Raw genomic sequence first — 18,485 nt, 5'->3', positions numbered from 1 at the left:
TAGAACACGGCTGTAAAGGTAAGGAATAAAGCCTCGTTTGAAGTATTTGCAGACAAAAAAAGAGTATAATTCTTCTTTAAAGTGAGCTGAACTTGCTATATTTGTCATAATTCCTAATATCTGGTATATGAAAAATAGAGTAAGTTTTTTTTGTCTGCATACGTGTCTTCTCCTGTTCAGCTTTTGGACAATGTATCCTGCCTTGGGGCATGCGGCTGATGGGGATGTTATTTCCCGTTTGAAGTTCAAGCAGATTTCTACATTAGACGGATTACCGACGGATGAGGTCCAGAAAATATATCAGGATAAGGAAGGGTTTTTGTGGTTTGCTACCCGGTATGGTTTCTGTAAATACGACGGTTACCAGATTACTGTCTATAAATCGAGCTTGAATACTCCCGGTTTGTTGACCAGTAACAACATTTATTGTTTTGCCGATGACAATGACGGCTTCTTGTGGATTGGTACACAAGAGGGGTTGAACACACTCAATAAGAAAACCGGAGAAATCCGTCAATATACTGCGCCTGCCATTCCAAACAATGCGGTCTCATGCCTGTTGGTCACCCGGGAAAATGAGGTATGGATTGGTACGGATTCCGGCTTATGCCGGTATGTGGCAGAGAAGGACTCCTTCGTGATGTATGACGGCAAGTCCACCGATGGTATATTTCCCGCAGCTTCCATCAAATCGTTGTTCGAGGACTCGGATGGGGATTTGTGGGTCGGTACCTGGTCCAGTGGTCTTTTTCGTTATTCCCGGAAGGAGGATAAATTCTATGCATATCCCAAAATCAATGAACGGAACTCGGCACATGTTATCTATCAGGATTCCAACCGGAAAATGTGGGTCGGTGGTTGGGATTGCGGATTATTTCTCTTGAATCATCCCAAGGATATGGCAAACGTGTTTTATACACATTATTCGCATCGGATAGGGGATGATGCCAGCTTGTCGGACAATATTGTTTATGATATTGTGGAGGATGTACACACCCATACCTTGTGGATAGGGACCCGGGTGGGGCTGAGCATTATGAAGCAGGAGAATCCCGGTACATTCATTAATTACAAGTCGTTGCATTCGGCATATCATATACCTTGTGATGAAATAAATTCACTGTTGCGCGACCGCTTCAATAATATCTGGCTGGGTTCCATTGGCGGCGGTGTCCTGATGATAGACACGAAACAATCTCCATTTACTTTCTATTCTTTGAATCTGGCAGAGGATGACGTGCCTACTACTGCCGTCCGCGCTTTGTTTGCCGATGCAGATAAAGACCTTTGGCTGGGTACCGGAAGTTATGGGCTGGCACGCAAGGATTATGAAACCGGTGTGTTGTCGTTCTTTTCCCATATCCCGGAATTCTCGGATATTCCCAGTGTACCCACGGTCAATTACATTATTCAGCGTAAGAATGGAGAAGTATGGTTCGCTACCTATGACGGTGGTATCTTGATTTATGAGAAAGGAGAGAAAGTGAAGGTGCTGACTGAATCCGACACGCCTTATCTCTATTCGGATTGCGTTTCGGCCTTGTGTGAGGACAGTAAGGGGAATTGTTGGGTAGGCTGTCGCGGCGGTATGGGAATCAGTTTGGCCGATGGAGGGCATTATAGGTTCGGAACACTTTCTTTTGCCGGAGGCGGGTTGGCAGATTGGTATCATGTGAAGGACATTGTGGAGGATGCGGATGGCAGCTTCTGGATTGCGACAGCCAACTATGGAATTATACATATTATGGGGGATGTGCAGCATCCCGAAACGCTGAAATATAGTAACTATAGTTATAACAACGGCCAGCTGGCAACGAACTCGGTGTTGTGTTTGCATGTGGATAAATCGGGAAGGCTATGGGCCGGAACTGAGGGAGGAGGGTTGTATCTATATGATTATAAGGAAAATGTATTTACGGAAAAGAATCAGGAATATCAGCTGTCCGCTGACATGATAGGGTCTATAGAGGAAGACAGGCAAGGGTGTCTATGGATGGGGACCAATATGGGGCTGGTACAGCTTTTTGTACCGATGGACGAGGATTTGGCTACGGTCCGTGTCTATACGACAGCAGACGGTCTGCAGGATAACTTCTTCATATCACAGTCTTCTTGTAGTAGGGAGGGCGAGTTATTCTTTGGAGGAAATAAGGGTTATAACAGTTTCTTTCCTGCATCTCTGGAGAAAGACAATGAAGCCGTGCCTTATCTGATTACGGATATAAAAATCTTCAACCGTTCTTTTGCGGTATTGGAACCGGAGGTCAGAGAACGGATTTCTTCTGTCATGCCTTCGTTTACACGGAAGTTAGATCTGCCTTACGGATATAATAATTTCAGTATTGAATTCGCATCCCTTACTTATAAGAATCCCGGTTTAAATCGGTATGCCTATCAGCTTGTAGGTTTTGACAAGGATTGGCAATATACGGATGCCAACCGCCGTTTTGCCTATTATAATAATTTGAAGAGCGGCACTTATCGGTTCCGTCTGAAAGCCACCAATGAAAATGGCATTTGGAGTCAGGAAATCCGTGAACTTGAGGTGGTGGTATTACCACCGTTCTGGGCTACATGGTGGGCTTATATCATTTATGCACTGATAGGGGCAGCTATTGTCTGCTTCATTCTCCGGACAGCAAAGAACAGGATGCAGCTGCGTAATGAGCTGCATCTTCGGGAGATGGAGAAGTCCAAACTGGAAGAACTGAATCATGCCAAATTGCAGTTCTTTACAAATATCACGCATGAACTGCTGACTCCGCTGACCATTATCTCGGCTACCGTCGATGAGTTGAAGATGCGGTTTCCCGGGCATGACGACCTTTATACGGTAATGGGTAGCAATATCAGCAGGCTCATCCGTCTGTTGCAGCAGATTCTTGAATTTCGTAAAGCAGAAACCGGCAATCTGAAGTTGCGTGTCTCTCCAGGAGATGTGGCGGCGTTTGTGAAAAATGAAGCCGAATCTTTCCTGCCGCTTGTCAAAAAGCGCAAGATACATTTCTCCGTACTCTGTAATCCGGAGTCGATTATCGGTTATTTTGATACGGACAAGCTGGACAAGATTCTCTACAACCTGCTTTCCAATGCCGCCAAATATAATAAGGAGGGTGGCTATATACAAGTCACGCTGATGTATGCCGAAGACAGGGACTTCGTCCGGTTGCATGTAAAGGATAATGGCAGTGGCATTTCAAAGGACAAGCAGAAGAGCCTCTTCAAGCGGTTCTACGAGGGGGATTACCGGAAGTTCAACACCATTGGTACGGGCATCGGCCTTTCTTTGGTAAAGGACTTGGTGGAGCTGCATGGAGGAAGCATTGAAGTGGAGAGCGAGGAAGGCCGGGGAACGGAATTCATCGTGACCTTGCCCGTAGACCGCTCTTACTTTAAGGAAGAACAGATTGATGAGGAAGCTGTACTTCCGGTACAGAAAACCGTTACCTATCTTGAAGAGGAGAATGCGGAGAATGTGGTTGCTGAAAAGCCCAAAGCTCATACCATACTGGTGGTGGAGGACAATGAGGAGCTTTTGCAGTTAATGGTCCGGCTGCTGAAACGTGAATACAATGTCCATACGGCCGAAAACGGTCAGGAGGCTGTGACTGTGCTTGACAATGAGGATATTGACCTGATTGTTTCGGACGTGATGATGCCCGTAATGGACGGCATCGAGTTTTGCAGGTGTGTGAAGAACAAGTTGGAACTCAGTCATATTCCCGTGATTCTTCTGACAGCCAAGAACAAGGAGGAAGACCGTGCCGAAGCTTATGAAGTGGGGGCGGATGCCTTTATCAGTAAACCGTTCAACCTGGCCGTGCTGCATGCACGCATCCGCAATCTGCTGAAATACAAAGAACGCAAGGCGCATGACTTTAAGAACCAACTGGTGTTCGAAATCAAGGAACTGGACTATACCAGCATTGATGAGGACTTCATGCAGCGTGCCATTGACTGCGTAAACCGCCATCTGGAAGATTCAGATTTCGACCAGCCCCAGTTTGTGGAGGAGATGGGCACCAGCAAGTCCACCCTTTACAAGAAACTGAAATCCCTGACGGGACTGAATACTTCTGCCTTTATCCGTAACATCCGTCTGAAAGCGGCCTGCCGCATTATGGAGGAGAAGGGGAGTTCCGTGCGTATTTCCGATCTGGCGTATGCCGTCGGTTTTAATGACCCAAAATATTTTAGCTCTTGTTTCAAAAAGGAATTCGGCATGTTGCCAACGGAATATCAGGAACGCTTCATACAGTCATAGATCAAGTCAAATTATGCTTCAATTAGGTCGAATAACTAAAATTCTACCTCGTAGAAGCATTATTGGAGGTCTTCCTATCAGCATTCGCCTACATTTGCCATTGTTTTCACGGTTAAAATGAAGAGTGAAAGTGAAACAATTAATGTTTAATCTTAAAGTTTATACAATGAAAAGACAGAGATTCTTTGAAGGACTCGGGCTGAAAGTGTATGTCACTTTGGCCATTTGCATGGCCCTTCTGTTGAATGTTCAGTTCTTGAACGCACAGAGTTCGACAATCAATGTAAAAGGTGTGGTTAATGATGCGATGGGACCGGTGATTGGTGCCAGTGTAGTGGAGAAAGGGAATGCGACGAATGGAACAATTACCGACATTGACGGTAATTTCTCCTTGAAAGTCCCTTCGGATGCCACTTTGACAATCAGCTTTATCGGTTATAAGACGGTAGAGCTGCCGGTGGCTGGAAAAACATCCTTTACTGTGACTCTGAAAGAAGACAGCGAAATACTGGACGAGGTGGTAGTGGTAGGTTTCGGCACGCAGAAGAAGGTGAACCTGACAGGTTCTGTGGGGCTGGCTACGGCGAAGGAAATTGAAGCACGTCCGGTAGCGAATGCCACGCAGGCATTGCAGGGCTTGGTACCGGGCTTGCAGATTACGACCAATACCGGTGAACTGGACAAGAACATGTCCATCAATATCCGTGGCAACGGTACCATCGGTGACGGCTCAAGCGGAAGTCCGCTGATTTTGATTGACGGTATGGAAGGTGACATCAATACGGTGAATCCGCAGGACATCGAGAATATTTCTGTATTGAAGGATGCTGCCGCTTCCTCTATTTATGGGTCGCGTGCACCGTTCGGTGTTATCTTGGTGATTACCAAGAAAGGCAAATCGGGCAAGCCGACTATCAACTACAACAACAGCTTCCGCTTCAACAGTCCGGTGAATCTGCCGGAGATGATGGACTCCTATACCTTTGCCAACTACTTCAATGAGGCTGCACGCAACGGTCAGGACAATGCCCAGTTCTCTGATACAGTGATGCAGCAGATGCTTGACTTCCAGGCTGCGGGAGGTACTAATCGTGGCGGTTTGCCTACTGATGGCAATGTATGGGGTAAACCGGCAGGCGACCCGTTTACTACGGCGTATGCCAATACTGACTGGTTTTCCGAAATCTACAAGGGTTCTTCCTTCTCGCAAGAACATAATTTCAGTGTAAGCGGTGGTGGTGACAAGTTCAATTATTATGCTTCATTGGGCTATCTGGATCAGAATGGTTTGCTCCGTCATGGTTCCGATGACTTGAAGCGCTATAATGCTACTGCCAAATTTGGTGCCGAGCTGACCAAATGGTTGAAGTTCAATTACAGCTTGCGTTATGTCCGTCAAGACCTTGGCCGTCCTACCAATTTTGGTGGCGGTTTGTATGAGAGAATTGGCCGTCAGACTTGGCCTAATCTTCCGGTTTATGATGAAAACGGCTATTATTTTAATGGTAATGCCGATACGCCGGCGATGTCACTTGCATTGGGTGGTGAGCGCGATGTGCAGACAGATAAGGTTTATCATCAGGCAAGCTTGGTATTCGAACCCGTGAAGAATTGGATTACCAATGTTGAGTTCAACTATAGTACCAATTCTATAGATACACGTGAAACCGGACTTCCTTACTATAACCACGATGTGAGTGGAAATATTGTGGATACGCAAGGAACCTCAAGTCTCTATCAAGACTACAAGAAAGAGAGCTACATGAACTGGAATATTTACTCCACTTATTCTCTTGCTATCAATGATGATCATAATTTTAAGGTAATGGGTGGTTTTCAGTCCGAAGAAATGCGCCAGAAGTTTTTTAGTGCCAAAGGATATGGCTTGCAGGTGGAAGACCTTCCGGAACTGGACTTGATTTCGAATATTGACGGCGCCGGTAAGGATAAGGTGCCCGAGGTGGGTGGCTATCGTAATGAGTGGGCCACAGCGGGTTTCTTTGGCCGCTTGAACTATGATTATAAAGGTCGTTATCTGGCAGAGGCCAATCTGCGCTATGATGGTACCTCCCGCTTCCGCCGTGGCAATCGTTGGCAGTTGTCTCCCTCCTTCTCTTTGGGTTGGAACATTGCCCAGGAAAACTTCTGGGAAGATTTTGCGGATGTTTGCAATCAGTTGAAGTTCCGTTTCTCTTATGGTGAACTGGGGAATATGAATACAAACGGCTGGTATCCTACTTATCGTGCCATGACATTGAAGCAGGCAAACGGAAGCTGGCTGCAGAATGGACTGAAACCAAACACTGCTTATGTAGGCGACCTTATCAGTACAGCCTTGACTTGGGAGAAAGTGCGTACCTGGAATATCGGTCTTGACTGGGGGCTGTTCAACAACCGTCTGACCGGGTCATTCGATGCTTATATCCGTTATACGGACAATATGGTAGGTCCGTCTGTAGAGTTGCCCGCTACATTGGGTATTGCGACTCCCAAGACCAATAACTGTGACTTGAAGACGAAGGGTTGGGAACTTACCATCGGATGGCAGGACCGCACCAACTTCGGTATGGGCTATGGCATTAAGTTCAATGTTTCTGATGCACGTACTTATATAGACAGATACCCGGGTAACCCGACAAACTCAATCAATACTTATATCGCAGGCCGCGAGATTGGTGAAATCTGGGGCTTTGAAACCGTGGGAATTGCCAAGACAGATGATGAGATGCAGGCGCATCTGAATAAAGTGGGCGGACAAAGTGCCATCGGTTCCGGCGTTTGGACTGCCGGTGACATCATGTATGCCGACCAGGATGGCAAACCGGGCATCACCAAAGGTGCACAGACTTTGGAGGACCACGGTGACTTGAAGGTGATAGGCAACAATACTCCCCGTTATCATTTCGGTCTTGACTTGAATGCCAATTACAAGGGATTTGATGTTCGCCTCTTCTTCCAGGGAGTGATGAAGCGTGACTACTGGCAGGGTTCCAATATCTTCTGGGGCGTTGGCCAATGGGGTATGTGGTGGTCAACCGGTTTGAAGGAACACGAAGATTACTTCCGTGATGAACCCGTCGGGCTGGCCGGTCATGAGATTGCCGCCAATGTCAATTCATACTATGCGCGTCCGAGATTTGACAGTACCCAGAACCAGGAAACCCAAACCCGCTATCTGCAGGATGCGTCTTATATCCGTTTGAAGAACTTCCAGCTTGGCTACACATTGCCTGCTTCCATGATTCGCAAAATCGGTATCACCAACTGCCGCATCTTCGTATCGGGCGAGAATCTGTGGACGGGAACCAAACTGAGCAAGTTGTTCGATCCCGAAACCATCAGCGGTGGTAACACGGACAGCAATGCTTCTGCACCTATCAAGAGTGCCGGTAATGCATACCCGCTTTCAAGAACTTGGTCTTTTGGACTTAGCGTATCACTTTAATCCCATAAATAATGAAGAATATTATGAAATCGAATTATAGATATATTGTAAAAGCGTTCATGGCAATGGCAGTGATTGCCGGAACGACTTCCTGCGATGATTTTCTGGACAGAGAGCCGATGTCAAGCATTTCTCCCGAAACCTATTACTCCACTGCGGCCCAGTTGGAAGCCAATCTGAATGATGAATATCCCAATGTCCTTCCGTCATTCGGCCAGTGGACTTATGGCATCTTCGGTGAAGACAAAGGAACCGATAACCAGATAGAGGTGAATGCCAATGACCGCTATACCCAGGATCGCTGGAAAGTACCTCATAGCGAAAGTGACAATTGGAAGTTCGAACGCATCTATCGTATTAATTTCTTTTTGTCTGAAGCACTTCCCAAATTCGGTGAGGACATGAGCGGTTCACAAAATACAATTTCCGGGAGTGTAGCCACCATCAAGCACTATATCGGAGAAATGTACTTCCTGCGTGCTTACGAGTACTTTAAGAAGCTTCAGTTGTTCGGCGACTTCCCGATTATCAACCAACCGCTTGCCGATGAGATGGAAGCTCTCCGTGAAGCCAGCAAACGTTTTCCGCGTAATGAAGTGGCACGTTTCATCATTTCCGATCTTGACAAGGCTTATGCCTATATGAGTGATGTCGATATGGCGACGACCCGTATCAATAAGGATGCTGCGATGCTGGTTAAGTCACGTGTGGCACTGTTCGAGGCTACTTGGTTGCAGAATTTCAAGGGTACGGCATTCGTACCTGGTGGAGAAGGCTGGCCGGGGGCATCTCTTCACAACAATTACCAGTATCCGAGCGGAAACCTTGATAATGAAGTGAAGTACTTCTTGGAACAGGCCGTAGAAGCTTCCAAACTTGTAGCAGATAAATACAAAGGGAATTTGACGGAGAATACCGGTGTGTTGCAACAATCAGCTGATGACCCGTCAAATCCTTACTTTGATATGTTTGCACAAGAAGACCTTTCGGATGTGAAGGAAGTACTGTTGTGGCGCCAGTATGCCCGCGGACTCTCTACTCATAACATCAATGCCGCTGCCGGACGTGGTAATTACCGTATCGGTCTGACCCGTGGATTCGTACAGAATTTCCTGATGAAGGATGGTACTCCGGTTTATGCTCACGGTTCTTATGCGGATGGTGACGGCTATTATATGGGCGACAAGACGGTTGCTGATGTACGTGTAAACCGTGACCCGCGTCTCAGTATCTTCCTGAAAGAACCGGGACAGAAGAACATCCTTTTTGAAGTTGATAATAATGAAGGTACGGAGGTTGTGATGGAAGAGCCCTATCCGGCCATTACGAGTGGTGACGGTGAGCGTGGCTATGCTACCGGCTATGCATTGCGCAAGGGTGGTTCATTCAACCGTAAGTATTATGCCAATGGCGGTGGTTATACGGCAGCTGTATGTTTCCGTGCAGCTGAGGCTCTGCTGAATTATATGGAAGCAAGTTATCTGCTCAATGGAACGCTGGATGCTACGGCTCGTGAATATTGGACTGTACTTCGTCAACGTGCCGGCATCAGTACTGATTTTGACAAGACTATCGCTGCAACGGACATGAGCAAGGAGGCTGAAAATGATTGGGGAGCCTATACGGGTGGAAGTGTCATCTCTGACAAGACTCTGTATAATATCCGTCGTGAACGTCGTTGCGAGTTCCTGGCTGAAGGTCTTCGCTACATGGACTTGTGCCGTTGGCGTTCTATGGACCAACTGATGACTGCTCCCAGCCATCTGGAAGGTATGCATTTGTGGAATACTCCGATGGAGGACTGGTATTTGGATGATAATGGAAAATCCATTTTGGTTGCTGACGGGACAGACAAAGCTAATGTCTCATCGAAAGACAAGAGTGAGTATCTCCGTCCGTTCGAGAGAAGCAGCAACCAGTCTGCCTATAACGGCTGTACTTGGAAGATGGCACACTATTTGAATCCTATCATGATCAAGCAGTTCCAGTTGACAGCCACTTCGGGAGCGGATGTATCGACTTCCATTCTTTACCAGAATCCTTATTGGCCGGTGGTAGCTGACCAGCCGGCTGAGAAATAAAGGCATTTTTCAATAGGTATTTGATTTAGGGGGTAGGATACACTTTCCGGTGAGAAGGCGTCCTGCTCCCTTCTTTATAAATAGAAACAAGACAGAGTATGACTAATTTTAATTTCAAGTTTTTAGGGGCATGGTTGGTTATCGTAGCGTCAATCACCGGTCTGCAGGCACAAAATGATTCCACCTTAAAGGGAAAGGACGAAATGGTTCCGGCCGGAGTGTGGAACGATGTAAACGGGGAGTATATTAATGCACACGGTGGTGGTATACTGTTATTTGGCAGTAAATATTATTGGTTCGGTGAACACCGTCCGGCAAAGGGATTCTCTACGGAAGTGGGAGTAACTTGCTACTCTTCTACCGATTTATGTAACTGGAGATACGAGGGGGTGGCCTTGTCTGTATCGGAAGAAGCGGGCAATGAAATAGAGAAAGGCTGTATTATGGAACGTCCCAAGGTGATTTACAACAAAAGGACGAAGAAATTTGTCATGTGGTTTCATTTGGAGCTGAAGGGTAAAGGCTATGAGGCTGCCCGTGCGGGAGTGGCTGTCAGTGATTCTCCGACGGGACCTTATTGTTTTGTTTCTTCGAGTCGTGTCTGCCCTGGAATATTTCCGCTGAATATGACGGAGGAAGAACGGGACATGCAGTGGAATATGGAACAGTTTGAAGAATGGTGGACACCCGAGTGGAGAGAGGCTGTAAATAAGGGGTTGTTCGTGAAGCGTGACTTGGAGGGCGGACAGATGTCCCGTGACATGACATTGTATGTTGACGATGATGGGATAGCTTATCATATCTACTCTTCGGAAGAGAATCTGACCTTGCAAATAGCCGAACTGACAGATGACTATCAAGGACATTCCGGAAAATATGTCCGTCTCTTTCCGGGGGGACACAATGAGGCACCGGCCATCTTCAAGAAAGACGGCACTTACTGGATGATAACCTCCGGATGTACCGGTTGGGCACCCAATGCGGCGCGTCTGTTCTCGGCTCCTTTCATCTGGGGACCGTGGACACAGCATCCCAACCCTTGTCGGGGTGAGGGAAGTGATAAGACTTTCGGCGGTCAAAGCACTTACGTATTGCAGCTTCCCGGTAACCGCTACCTTTTCATGGCCGATATTTGGCGGCCCAAGAGCCTGATGTATTCGGAATATCTTTGGATTCCGGTCCGGTTTGATGAAGAGGGGATGCCTTATCTTACCCTTTCCGGCAAATGCAATCTGTCAGATGGTCGTTGATAAACCCGGAAGCTTGCAGATGGGCATAGCAAATGGTAGAGCCGAAGAACTTGAATCCCCGTTTTTTCATGTCTTTGCTCATGGCATCTGATTCGGGAGATGATACCGGAATCTCACTCAATGACTGAAAATGATTGATAATGGGGTTCCGGTCGGGGAAGAAGGATAGCGTATAGTTGTAAAAGCTGCCGAATTCTTTCTGTATGGCAAGAAACTGCCTTGCATTGGTGATGGTCGATTTGATTTTCAGACGGTTTTTCACGATGCCGTCAAAGTGCATCAGCCGTTCCACGTCTTCGTCGGTCATTTGCGCCACTTGCGCGGCATCGAAATTGCAAAAGGCTTTGCGGTAGCCTTCCCGCTTTTTGAGGATGGTTATCCAGCTCAGTCCCGCCTGGGCACTTTCCAATACAAGAAACTCGAATAGTGTCTTGTCGTCTGTTACCGTTTTTCCCCACTCTTCATCGTGGTATTTCACATACAGCTCGTCGGTTCCGCACCAGCCGCAACGTCCGTTTATAAAGTCTTGCATAAGCGTAATTAATATATGTAATGAAGTGCTAAGATATTGTTTTCATTGCGAACAAACAAATCTATCCATTCAGAATGGACAGTTCTCATATTCTTTCTTACTTTTGCAAAAAGGTAACGGGTGGTTTGAACGCCTGAAAAACAAGAAAATTAATAATAAAGAATGGAAAAGACTTGGAGATGGTTTGGCAAGAAAGACAAGATAACCCTTGCCATGTTGCAACAGATAGGAGTGGAAGGCGTTGTCACTGCCTTGCATGAAGTTCCCAACGGTGAAATATGGACGTTGGAAGCCATTGAAGATTTGAGGGATTATATTGAATCCTTCGGATTGCGCTGGTCTGTAGTAGAAAGTCTGCCGGTGTGCGAGGCTGTCAAATATGCGGGGAGTGAGCGTGACCGATTGATAGAGAACTACAAGATAAGCCTTGCCAATCTCGGCAAGGCAGGCATCCGGACGGTATGCTACAACTTCATGCCGGTGATTGACTGGATTCGCACGGACTTACAACATCCCTGGGAAGACGGGACATCTTCTCTTTATTTCGACAGAATCCGTTTTGCCTACTTCGACCTGAAGATATTGGAACGGGAGAATGCGGAAGCCGATTATTCTCCGGAAGAGCTGGACAAGGTGGCAGAACTGGATAAGGTGATTACGGAGTCTGAAAAGGCAGAGCTGGTAGATACGATTATCGTAAAGACACAAGGATTCGTAAATGGCAACATCAAGGAAGGTGACAAGGAGCCGGTAACCCTGTTCAAACGTTTGCTGGCGCTATACAAAGGGATAGACCGAGAGGCTCTGCGCGAGAATATGCGTTATTTCTTGTCTGCCATCATGCCGGTATGCGAGGAATATGGGGTGAATATGTGTGTACACCCCGATGACCCTCCTTTTCAGGTATTGGGGTTGCCGCGCATTGTGACAGACGAGGCAGATATTGCCTGGATACTGAGTGCAGTGGACAATCCCCATAATGGCCTGACTTTTTGCGCCGGTTCATTGAGTGCGGGTGAACAGAATGATACCCGTGAACTGGCAAGGAAGTTTGCCAGGCGTACCCACTTTGTGCATTTGCGCAGTACGAAGGCAATACCGGGTGGAAACTTTATCGAAAGTTCCCATCTGGAGGGAAGGGGACACCTCATTGATTTGATTCGTATCTTTGAGAAAGAAAATCCGGGATTGCCGATGCGTGTGGACCACGGTCGCATGATGTTGGGCGACGAGGATAAAGGGTACAATGCAGGTTATTCTTTTCATGGCCGTATGCTGGCATTGGCTCAAGTGGAGGGAATGCTGGCTGTGGTAGACGATGAATTGTACGGAAAATCTGTTTGATTGATTTTAAGTTAGGCATGGATTACGCGAAAAATCATGGATATTCTTCATTTATTATCCATGATTTTTCATGTAATCCGTGTCTAAAGAATCTATTAGTGTTGTAAATCCGGCCTAATAGTTGAAAGCCTTGGATTTTACGTAAACCTTGAAGTCTTTGATTCCACCCGGTACCTCGCTTTCCATTCTGGGTAGATATTGTATGCCGGTCAGGGTGCGGGTACTACCCAAGTCAATCACGACAGAATGCGGGTATGGAGTGTCTTTTGTTGTGCTCCAATAGGTTGATTCCTGGAGGTCGAAGATTTTGTCCGCAGAACAGTTGACGTGGGATACGTCTTCGCTGTCGGCATAATTGACAATCCAGGGTTCGCGTGACAGACGTTCCCCATTCTCATCCAGCAGATACATTTCGGCAATGCAAGCCAGGTCTTTTCCATCTTGTGCACTCAAGGCTTCCAGGCAGACATAACGTCCGGTGACGGGTTGGTCGAATTTGCGTTCCTGCCAACCGTTGCCGGGATTGAAGCTGCCGGAGAGGACGGGCTGCTCACCGGACAAGTCGAGATTTTCACCCTCATTGCGGTGCGTCAGCGGTTTGGTGACGAGCAACTGGTCCAGTAATGGCTCGCTCAGTCCTTCGGACTTAACTTCTTTGGGACCGATGATGTCGAAGACAATCACTTCATTCTCACCTTTCTTCAACCAGCATCCCGGGATGTAGAGGGTCTGTTGCGGGCCGATTTCCCAAATGCGTCCCATGGCGTGCCCGTTGACGTAGACAAGTCCCTTGCCCCAAGTCTCGAAGTTTAGGAATGTGTCGCTGGGCTTGTTCACCTTAAAGGTGGCACGGTAGCAACCCGGAATGCGTTGTCCTAACTCATCTTTCAGTGAGCCGATGGGCTGGAACTTCATGTTCTTATAGAAATCGTATGTATCTTCGAGATTATAGACTTCCCAATCCTTCAGGTTGCAGGTGAAAGGACGGCCGTCGATGTCTACGGTAAGTTCTACGCTTTGGGTGATACCCTTGAAGTCCTTGATGGCACGTCCAAAGTTGATGCGGCCCATGGCTTCTACCAGAATGTCGAGGCGTGCACCTTTGGGGCAGGCGGGGAATTCCAGTTGCTTTTCACCGTTGCGGCGGTCCAGTTTGCCGATGTATTTGCCATCCAGGAAAACTTGGGCATAATCGTGCGCATCGTTCACAGTGAGCAGGGACGGGGTTTTCATCTCGGGCAGTGTGGTGCGGTAGAGAATACTTCCGAATCCCTGGTTATATTCCTCCATGGTACGGATATTGCGGTCTTTCTTGGCAGCAGGAAGATTGTCGAACAAAGGAGCCATCTCTGTAAATTGGAAAGACGGAATACGGATGGGCTTGATTAAAGCGGGAACTTTAGCCTGCTTCTCGCCGTTCATGTATTTGGACAATGCTTTTCGCAATTCCCAGTATTTGGGAGTGGTCTGTCCCGATTCGCTGATGGGGGCGTCGTAGTCGTAAGAGGTTACGTCAGGGGCGAATCCGGGTGAGTTGGCTCCTGCCCAGTGTCCCCAGTTGGTCCCTCCGTGGGTCATGTAGAGGCTGAAGGAGATGCCTTTGGACAACATCTCGTCAATGCCGGCAATCATGTCGGCAGCCGGACGGGTTTCGTGGTTGGCTCCCCACTTGTCGAACCAGCCGCTCCAGAATTCGGAGCACATCAGCGGGCTATCAGGACGGAGTTTCTTCAGCGGTGCAAACTGTTGGTCGATGTTGGCTCCTGTACCGAAGTTCATGGTCCATACCAGGTCGTGGAGTCCGTTCTTGGTGAAGTTGGACGCCCAGTCGCATTGGAACAGTGCTACGCCGGGGTAGTTGGCGCGTACGATGTCGCGGATTTGCGATACGTAGCCTTTGTCTTCCCCGTAGGAGCCGTATTCGTTCTCTACTTGTACCATGATGATGGGACCTCCGTTCTGTATGGTCATACCAGCTACCTGCTCGGCAACGGCTTTTTCGAAGATACCTACACGCTCCATAAAGTAGGGGTCGGATTCGCGCAGGCGGATATCTTTTTTCTTGAGTAACCACCAGGGCAGTCCGCCCATTTCCCATTCGGCACAGACATACGGTCCCGGGCGCAGGATGACATACATGTCATTCTGCTGGCATAGGCGGCAGAATTCCGCCAGGTCATTCTGTCCGGTGAAGTCGAACACTCCCGGCTGAGACTCGTGGGAGTTCCAGAATACATAAAGGCAGATGGTGTTCATGCCCAGTGCCTTGCATAGCTTGATGCGTTGGTCCCAATAGGCTTTGGGGATACGTGGATAGTGCAGCTCTGCGGCTTTGATGACAAACGGCTTGCCATTCAATAGGAATGTTCCTTTGCCGGCAGAGAAGTCGCCTTGTCCTTCCCATTGGGTACGCAGGTCCCAGCTGTCGCGCCAGGGTATCGTGATTGTGCCGTCCTTGCCGAATTCAAGCGGGAGCCATACGTAGCGTGAGTCCTCAAGGTTTTTCTTTTTCCAGCGGTCGAACATGGCAATGTAGGCATTTCCTTTTCCGTATACTTGCTGCACGTAAGTGCTTTGTGCATAGAAGGTCTTATCTGCATCAGGACCGGTACACGGATTGCCGATGGTAGTCCATTGCCCCATGATGGAGTCGGCCACAGCCAGTTCGGCAACATTGGGATCCCAGCCGGTACAACCGGAAGAGAGCATATAGTACTTGCCGTTATACTTGAATACGGCGGGTGCTTCGCGGCTTTGCTTCACGAAATTGCGTGTATAGCGACCAGTGGGCTTCAGGTAGTCATCCGTTAGTTCGCTTATATATAAGGTAGCGTTGTTTTCCGACGAGTAGAACTGATATGCCTTGCCGTTATCATCAACGAACACTGTTTGGTCGCGGCTCATCGCACCGTTGGGACGGAAGCTGCCTACATAGGTGAATGTCCCGGTAGGAGAATCGCTGACCGCTACGCCGGCACATGCCTTACTGTAGTCGGCGCTTTCCACATGCGCCCACATGACGAATTTCTTTGTCTTTTCGTTGTAAATCACTTTGGGACGTTCCAACACCTTGCTGGGGTGCAGGTCGTGTTTCTCGTCATCTTTCACGGCAGGAAGTACAATACCCTCGAACTTCCAGTTCAGCAGGTCTTTTGAAGAGTAGCAGCTGACACCGGTTACGTCGGTGCGGTAGCATTCCCACGTAGCCCATTCGGGCAGGATGGTTTCCCCTTTTTTGTATTCGCCATACCAATAGTAGGTCCCTTCGTGGTAAAGAAGGCCGCCGCCATGGGCGTTGATGGGATTGCCGTCGGTGTCTTTCCATACTTCCCCGGGTATGATTGCGGCATTTTTCGTTTGTGCTTTTGTTTTTGCAGATGGCAGGCAGCAAAGGCAGGCCAGCAATGCAAAACTCCAAATAATTTTCCTTTTCATTTAAGAATTCGGTATTAGATAATTAATAAATCGTTTATGTTTTGGGCAAAGATATGCGAAAGTTGAGAAATGGAGGGTATGTAAATGTGTCAAAAAGGAGAGATTATAGCTCTAATCTCTCCTTTTTGTGATGTTTTTCGGTCTTTTCTATTTGGTTTGTACTTGTTTCATCACCCGGAGGAAATTTCCACCCCATATCTTGGCGATGTCTGTTTCTGTAAATCCATGTTCCAGCAGACGGACGGTGATATTGATGAAATCATTGTCCCCATTGCATCCTTTGACCCCGCCTCCACCGTCGAAGTCCGAGCCAATGCCCACGTGGTCTATGCCTGCCACTTCAACCATGTGCAGCAGGTGTTTCATGAAGTCCGTAAGGTTGGTTTTCTTGGCATCCGGGTTCAGGAACTCGTCTACCAGGCAGGCTTGAGCCACACCGCCATGTGCGGCAAGGGCGCGTAGCTGTTCGTCGGTCAGATTGCGGTCGTGTCTGTAGATGGCGCTTGCAGAGGAGTGGGAGACTATGACCGGTGCTTTTGAATATTTCAGTACATCCCAGAAGGTGCTTTCGGCTGCATGGGAAAGGTCTATCATTATTCCCAGCCGGTTCATTTCTTTCACCACTTTTCTACCGTAAGGACTTAAGCCGTTCCAACGGGCAGTCGTGTCCGAAGAACTGTCGCAGATGTCATTGTTGCGGGTGTGGCAAAGGGTGATGTAGGTAACGCCTGCATCATGGAAACGGGTGATATTCTTCAAATCCTTGCCGATGCCGTATCCGTTTTCGATGCCAATATAAAAAGCTTTCTTTCCTTCGGTCTTGAGCCTGGACAAATCATCGGGCGTGCGGGCTATGGCACATTGCTCCCCGTTCATCTCCACTTGTCGGTAGATGTGGCGTATCAACTCATCCACTCGGTCAATGGCTTTCAGACTGTTCTCTTCATCGCACAGGCCTTGGCGCACCCAGCATGCCAGGTATTGTCCATCCAATTTTCCTTCTCGCATCTTGGGCAGGCAAACCTGCGTTTTTTCGCGCGTACCTATATTATAGGAAACGTCAAAATCAAGTGGGGTGTCTGTATGCGTGTCGAGGGAGAGGATGCGGCGGTGAATCTCTTTGGCATGCCGGTAGGTAGCTGCCTTTTGAACCAGAAAATAGAAGAATCTGGCAGAGATGCTGTCGCCTGCCGTAGCCAGAGCTTCGGGATGGAATTGCACACCCCATATCGGATATTCGTGGGAAGACTCTATAGCTTCGGGAATACTGTCTGACGACCAACCCGTTACGCTGAATCCCGGGGCAACTTGCTTGACCGCCTGGTGATGGTGAGTATTGGTGAAAAGTTGTGTCTGTCCGGTTATGGATGCCATGGCAGAACCGGGAGTGAGGTGGACGGTATGAGTTGGTATACTGCTCGGTTCCTGCTGCTGGTGGCAGACAGTGGTGTCGGGATGCTGGGTAGGGATATCCTGATAAAGGGTTCCGCCGAAAGCTACATTGATTAACTGTTCTCCCCGGCAGATGCCAAACATCGGAATGTTACGCCGGGTAGCCAGGCGGATGAGTGCCATGTCGTATACATCACGCAGGGAGTCCACCTCTCCCAGCTGTTCGATGGGCGATTCATTGAAATAGGAAGGGTGGATGTCTCCTCCTCCTATCAGAATGATACCGTCCAGCCGGTTGGCAATGTCTGTCAAGACAAGGCTATCGGTAGTGATGGAAATCAGTATAGGTGTTCCACCTGCCTGGATTACAGACTCGGTATACGTCATCTGTGTGGATGAGCTTCGGCCCGGATGTGAGCAGGAAATGCCGATGAGAGGGGCTTTCCTGGTTGTTTTTTGGTTGGACTGTCCCATTGCCAAATATGGACATAGAACGAGCAGTGTTGTTAACAGTAGTTTGTTCATGGTTTTCGGGGGGGATTCTTTTTCCTGCAAAGTTATAAGAAATATTTAAGCCGTCCAAGAAGTTGGATGACTTGTGAATTCGGGCAGTTTATTGGCAGAAGAACATTATATTCTTTGTTGGCGGAGGAAGTGTGTTATATAACATGCTTCCCGATGTTGCTTTTCTTTGAATTAATGCCTAATTTGCGCCTCACAAAAAGTTAACGGCATCATCGTA

At 48.0% G+C, this 18,485-nt stretch carries 8 protein-coding genes; 5 read left to right on the top strand and 3 right to left on the bottom strand.

Annotated elements, in window-relative coordinates; all coding sequences use genetic code 11:
* The first annotated feature begins 127 nt into the window (after window positions 1–127).
* From NQ510_RS00440 to NQ510_RS00425, 4 genes are all read left to right on the top strand, one after another.
* Window positions 128–4,264: a hybrid sensor histidine kinase/response regulator transcription factor gene (locus NQ510_RS00440; protein ID WP_074668620.1), complete on the top strand. Its 4,137-nt coding sequence runs from the start codon at window positions 128–130 to the stop codon at window positions 4,262–4,264.
* A 166-nt stretch (window positions 4,265–4,430) separates the two neighbouring features.
* On the top strand, window positions 4,431–7,709 hold the full coding sequence (locus NQ510_RS00435; RefSeq protein ID WP_175522707.1) for a SusC/RagA family TonB-linked outer membrane protein: 3,279 nt from the start codon (window positions 4,431–4,433) through the stop codon (window positions 7,707–7,709).
* 23 nt (window positions 7,710–7,732) lie between these two features.
* Complete coding sequence (locus NQ510_RS00430; protein ID WP_034525882.1) at window positions 7,733–9,790, top strand: RagB/SusD family nutrient uptake outer membrane protein; 2,058 nt, start codon at window positions 7,733–7,735, stop codon at window positions 9,788–9,790.
* 98 nt (window positions 9,791–9,888) lie between these two features.
* Window positions 9,889–11,040: a glycoside hydrolase family 43 protein gene (locus tag NQ510_RS00425; protein WP_005830164.1), complete on the top strand. Its 1,152-nt coding sequence runs from the start codon at window positions 9,889–9,891 to the stop codon at window positions 11,038–11,040.
* Here NQ510_RS00425 and NQ510_RS00420 read toward each other — a convergent pair.
* Window positions 11,000–11,572, bottom strand: a complete 573-nt coding sequence (locus NQ510_RS00420) for a DNA-3-methyladenine glycosylase I (protein ID WP_005830166.1) — start codon at window positions 11,570–11,572, stop codon at window positions 11,000–11,002. The two genes, NQ510_RS00425 and NQ510_RS00420, sit on opposite strands and share 41 nt — an antisense overlap.
* A gap of 162 nt (window positions 11,573–11,734) precedes the next feature.
* Between NQ510_RS00420 and uxuA the strand changes: the two genes are divergently transcribed.
* Window positions 11,735–12,916 carry a mannonate dehydratase gene (gene uxuA / locus NQ510_RS00415; RefSeq protein ID WP_005830167.1) on the top strand — a complete coding sequence of 394 codons (1,182 nt, stop codon included), beginning with the start codon at window positions 11,735–11,737 and terminating at the stop codon, window positions 12,914–12,916.
* 114 nt (window positions 12,917–13,030) lie between these two features.
* Here the strand turns inward: uxuA and NQ510_RS00410 are convergent, their stop codons facing one another.
* On the bottom strand, window positions 13,031–16,351 hold the full coding sequence (locus tag NQ510_RS00410) for a beta-galactosidase (protein ID WP_005830169.1): 3,321 nt from the start codon (window positions 16,349–16,351) through the stop codon (window positions 13,031–13,033).
* Between the two features lie 147 nt (window positions 16,352–16,498).
* On the bottom strand, window positions 16,499–18,268 hold the full coding sequence (locus tag NQ510_RS00405) for a gamma-glutamyl-gamma-aminobutyrate hydrolase family protein (RefSeq protein WP_034525865.1): 1,770 nt from the start codon (window positions 18,266–18,268) through the stop codon (window positions 16,499–16,501).
* Window positions 18,269–18,485: the final 217 nt, after the last annotated feature.

It is taken from the genome of Bacteroides uniformis, assembly GCF_025147485.1.
In the GTDB taxonomy this organism is placed as follows: Bacteria; Bacteroidota; Bacteroidia; order Bacteroidales; family Bacteroidaceae; genus Bacteroides; species Bacteroides uniformis.
This window is presented reverse-complemented; position numbering and strand designations above follow the sequence as displayed.

Excerpts from the sequence above, each read along its gene's own strand:
- NQ510_RS00405 (WP_034525865.1), bottom strand. The coding sequence starts at position 18,268 with ATGAACAAACTACTGTTAACAACACTGCTCGTTCTATGTCCATATTTG.
- NQ510_RS00440 (WP_074668620.1), top strand. The coding sequence starts at position 128 with ATGAAAAATAGAGTAAGTTTTTTTTGTCTGCATACGTGTCTTCTCCTG.
- NQ510_RS00435 (WP_175522707.1), top strand. The coding sequence starts at position 4,431 with ATGAAAAGACAGAGATTCTTTGAAGGACTCGGGCTGAAAGTGTATGTC.
- NQ510_RS00420 (WP_005830166.1), bottom strand. The coding sequence starts at position 11,572 with ATGCAAGACTTTATAAACGGACGTTGCGGCTGGTGCGGAACCGACGAG.
- NQ510_RS00430 (WP_034525882.1), top strand. The coding sequence starts at position 7,733 with ATGAAATCGAATTATAGATATATTGTAAAAGCGTTCATGGCAATGGCA.
- NQ510_RS00425 (WP_005830164.1), top strand. The coding sequence starts at position 9,889 with ATGACTAATTTTAATTTCAAGTTTTTAGGGGCATGGTTGGTTATCGTA.
- NQ510_RS00410 (WP_005830169.1), bottom strand. The coding sequence starts at position 16,351 with ATGAAAAGGAAAATTATTTGGAGTTTTGCATTGCTGGCCTGCCTTTGC.
- uxuA (WP_005830167.1), top strand. The coding sequence starts at position 11,735 with ATGGAAAAGACTTGGAGATGGTTTGGCAAGAAAGACAAGATAACCCTT.